Source organism: Rhodococcus sp. EPR-134 (genome assembly GCF_001647205.1).
Taxonomy (GTDB): domain Bacteria; phylum Actinomycetota; class Actinomycetes; order Mycobacteriales; family Mycobacteriaceae; genus Rhodococcus_F; species Rhodococcus_F qingshengii.
The window spans coordinates 1-3,544 of the sequence record NZ_LVCT01000467.1 but is presented as its reverse complement, the minus strand read 5'-3'; the positions used below and the strand labels follow the sequence as shown (position 1 = coordinate 3,544).

Here is a 3,544-nt window from a genome sequence, read left to right as displayed (position 1 = left end):
CGACGCTCGTAGTCGAAGAGCGCTTCGACCTCGAGACTTATCCGGGGCCCGAGGCATCGTTCCAACAGGTACAGGCCAAGGTCGAGACCGGATGTCACACCGCCGGCGGTGATCAGGTCACCATCGTCGACGATTCGCGCCTGGATCGGAATAACGCCGCCGGCCGCCAGTGCGTCCACGGCAAGATGGTGTGTCACGGCGCGGCGCCCTTCGAGAAGCCCCGCCATCGCCAGCGCCAAAGATCCTCCACAGACGGTCGCAACAAGAACACCAGGATCGTCGAGTGCACGCCGCATCATGACAGGCAGTTCGGTTTCCGTTGTGGCCGCGAGCCTTTCCGGCAAACTGGTGCCCGGCTGGTCCGCATCGGGTTCGAAGAGACCCGATGCTCCGGGAACGATAATCAGATCCGCGTGTTCGACATCGAGGGTTGCAGTGGCGGTCATAGCGAGTTCACCACTTCCGCTCAGGACGGTCCCAGGCCCCTCCGCACTGACGAGTTCGACACTCAACGCCCCACCGCTGGCGAGACCCCCGGCGTAGAGCACCTCGTACGGACCCACGACATCCATGGGATCGAATCCGTCGAACAACACGATCTGCGCGTGCACTGCAACCTCCGATTTTGTGCGACGCGCTCCTGTGCACGTCGCTGTTCCCACGACAGTAGGAGGAAGTTGACCTCTATGGCGACGGCTGAAAGCCAACCTTCGACGGATTTCAGCCAACCTCACATATTCTGCGAAATACCAGTTGAGAGGATATTTCACGACACGAGATCACCGAATCTCGCGCGACATACGCTACGTTTCAGACATGCATGACGTTGCAGTTCTCGCGTTGCCCGGGGTGGTGCCGATGGACCTGGCGGCACCCCTCGAAGTCTTCGGACGATGCAGGCTCCCCTCGGGTGCACCGGCGTACCGGACCTCCGTGTGCGCGCTCACCGAGGAGGTGGAGACCGGAACGTTCACGATGCGAGTACCGCACGGACTCTCACGCCTCGCCCAGGCAAGCACGATCATCATCCCGGGCACCGCCGATCTCGATGTGCCGATCGACCCCGAGATCATCGAAGCCCTCAGAACTGCCGCGGATCGCGGCACGCGCATCGCCTCACTGTGCGTCGGCGCATTCACCCTCGCCGACACAGGCCTGCTCGACGGACTTCGCGCGACGACGCACTGGGCGGCTGCGTCGGAGTTGGCCCGCCGGCACCCGGCTATCGACGTCGACGCCGCCGTTCTCTACGTAGACAACGGGCACGTCCTGACTTCCGCCGGCGCCGCGGCCGCACTCGACCTGTGCCTGTACATGGTCCGTCAGGACTACGGGTCCGCGGTCGCCGCCGACACGGCGCGGCTGAGTGTGATGCCGCTCGAACGTGCCGGAGGGCAAGCACAATTCATCGTCCACGAGCCTCCCGTACCCAGCGGGACAACCCTCAGGCCGCTACTGAACTGGATGGAAGAGAACCTCGGGGAGCAACTCGACATCACGACAATCGCGGCCAAGGCAACGATGAGCACTCGCACGCTCAACCGCCGATTCCAGGAACAAATCGGTACGACGCCGTTGCAGTGGCTCCATCACGCACGGCTCCGCCAAGCGCAATTTCTGCTCGAGACTACCGACCACTCGATCGAACGTGTTGCGGGACAGGTCGGATTCAATGCCGTCACGACGTTCCGCGAACGCTTCCGAGACCTGGTCGGTACCAGTCCACAGCGATACCGGACGCAGTTTCGAACTTCCCGCTAGCGGGCCGGTCAGCCCTTGACGTTGCCGGCAGCGGTGTTCAGAACTGTGGCGACGTCGTCGAGGATGTACGGGATGGTCAGGACCGTCAGTCCGCCGAACGCGAAGTTCTTGTCGACGCTGAAGTCCTTGGTGGATGCCGTACGCCCATCGACGATCACCGGCTGAGCTGCCACCAGTGGCTCGGCGAGGAACGCGTTCAGAGAGTCCTTGTCGTAGGCCACCACGAACAGCACGTCAGACGCAATCAGCGGCGCCTGCTCGGTGCTCAGCTCGAAGTACACGGCCTCGGGATCCTTGGCGGGATCGGCCTGCTGGATCGTCGGCTCGTTCTTCAGACCCAGCTGCTCGAGGAACTCGACACGCACGTCGGCGTTCTTACTCACCGCGAAGGTGCTCGGACTGTTCGGGAGTCCGATGGTGACGGTCTTACCTTGCAACGCAGGGTTCTTCGCAGCCGTCGCGCTGATCGCGGCGTTGGTCTTGTCGATGAGCGTGCCGGCCTCGGCCTGTTTACCCAGCGCCTGACCAGCGATGGTCACCTGGTCCTGCCACGACGCGGTCCACGGCTCGTCCTGGAAGGAAACCACCGGCGCGATCTTCGACAGTGCGTCGAATTCCTGCTGAGTGAGCCCGGAGTACGGGGCGAAGATGAGATCTGGTTCAGCCTTGGCGAACTGCTCGACAGGTGCTTCGCCCGTTCCGTCACCCGACAACAAGATCGGCTGCTCGCCACCGAGCTTGTCGAGTGCCTCGGCGTCCCACTTCAGAATGCCCTGCGCGTCGGCCCCGTACTGAGGTCCGGAGAAAGTGGGCATCGCGACCGGGACGACACCGAGCGCCAGGAGGGCGTCCTGATTGGACCATCCCCAGGTTGCGACCCGCCTGGGCTCCTCCTTGATCTCGGCCGTGCCGAGAGCCGACGTGATCGTCACCGGAAACGCGGCATTCGCCGCGGACGAAGTCTCGGTGCCACCACCGTCGTCGTTGCTGCTGCAGGCCGCCATTCCAGTTACGAGGCCGCATGCCGCCAGGACAGCTACCATCCCGCGGACACGGCTGCGCCGCTCCGATGACGCTCGACCCGGAATCCTTGTCACTGAAGCACCTCTCGACCGATTGACCTGCTCAGACACCCCGAGCGGGTGACGGCGCCTAACGTAGCACGAAGGTAACCCTATCCTCAGTTGTCGTGCGCTCTACTTTGCCCTCTGTCGTCGCACCATCTCCGCGATCCAGATGGGCGCAAACGGCGAGGTGCAGTTCGGTGGAGTCGGGTAATCCTCGAGCACCCGCAGTCGCTCACCGATCTCGATTGCCCGGGCGCGGTACTCGGCATGTTCGATCCCGATCTGAGCCAGGCAGTGATTCATCGCCCATTGCAGGCGGTCAGGAGCATCCTTCATCTCCGCCTCGATGACGTCGAGTAGCCCTGAAAGGTCAAGTCCCTCGGGCTTCTTCGCGACACGTTCGGTGGTCAGAGCCCACCCGGCGCTAGCGACCACAGGATCAGGGTCAGCGGTCCAGGCCACCCGCAACTCCTCGGCATGCGGGTTCTTCTTCACCACGTAATTGACGAGCCAGTCCTGCACCTTCGGAGTGCGGGCCTCTCGCAACATGACATCCAACTCGTCACGCTCGAACGCCTTCGGGCGGCAGATCAAAAGGGCCAACAATCGCGCCGCGGTATCGCCCGTCGCCCAAAGCTGTTGTGCGAGTTCCTGCTGAGTCTTCAATCGCTTCGCAACAGCGCGCAGTTTTGTGAGGTTCACACCGTGATCGTCAC

General features: G+C 63.1%; 4 protein-coding genes. 1 reads left to right on the top strand and 3 read right to left on the bottom strand.

The features are described from left to right. On the bottom strand, window positions 1-611 hold a 611-nt coding region (locus A2J01_RS21540), incomplete at its 3' end, for a DJ-1/PfpI family protein (protein WP_064113538.1). Between the two features lie 205 nt (window positions 612-816). Here A2J01_RS21540 and A2J01_RS21535 point away from each other — a divergent pair. Beyond that, complete coding sequence (locus A2J01_RS21535) at window positions 817-1,761, top strand: GlxA family transcriptional regulator (protein ID WP_047889416.1); 945 nt, start codon at window positions 817-819, stop codon at window positions 1,759-1,761. An 8-nt stretch (window positions 1,762-1,769) separates the two neighbouring features. Here the strand turns inward: A2J01_RS21535 and A2J01_RS21530 are convergent, their stop codons facing one another. Together A2J01_RS21530 and A2J01_RS21525 are read right to left on the bottom strand one after the other, a co-directional pair. After that, a complete protein-coding gene (locus tag A2J01_RS21530) occupies window positions 1,770-2,765 on the bottom strand; it encodes an ABC transporter substrate-binding protein (RefSeq protein ID WP_231915865.1) in 996 nt (331 codons plus the stop codon). A gap of 192 nt (window positions 2,766-2,957) precedes the next feature. Then, a partial coding sequence (locus tag A2J01_RS21525) for a DNA alkylation repair protein (protein WP_064113536.1) occupies window positions 2,958-3,544 on the bottom strand: 587 nt, incomplete at its 5' end.

Coding starts and splice junctions, on each gene's coding strand:
- A2J01_RS21535 (WP_047889416.1), top strand. CDS start 817: ATGCATGACGTTGCAGTTCTCGCGTTGCCCGGGGTGGTGCCGATGGAC.
- A2J01_RS21530 (WP_231915865.1), bottom strand. CDS start 2,765: ATGGCGGCCTGCAGCAGCAACGACGACGGTGGTGGCACCGAGACTTCG.